1 protein-coding gene is annotated in these 235 nt (G+C 57.0%); it reads left to right on the top strand.

Features of this window, described 5'->3' with window-relative positions; translation table 11 throughout:
- Positions 1-79 precede the first annotated feature (79 nt).
- Positions 80-235: hypothetical protein (locus QP437_RS10870; RefSeq protein WP_369279341.1), on the top strand; the 156-nt coding region annotated here is incomplete at its 3' end.

Raw genomic sequence — 235 nt, 5'->3', positions numbered from 1 at the left:
AGGCCGCCCTGGCCCGGTGTGGATAGACATTCCTAAGGATGTGCAAACGGCAGTTTTTGAGATTGAAACACAGCCCGCTATGGCAGAAAAAGCCGCCGCACCCGCCTTTAGCGAAGAAAGTATTCGTGACGCGGCGGCGATGATTAACGCCGCCAAACACCCGGTGCTTTATCTGGGTGGTGGTGTGATCAACGCGCCTGCGCGAGTGCGTGAACTGGCGGAGAAAGCACAACTG

The sequence above is a fragment of the Haemophilus sp. UMB1048 genome (assembly GCF_030218125.1).
In the GTDB taxonomy this organism is placed as follows: domain Bacteria; phylum Pseudomonadota; class Gammaproteobacteria; order Enterobacterales; family Pasteurellaceae; genus Haemophilus_D.
This window is presented reverse-complemented; position numbering and strand designations above follow the sequence as displayed.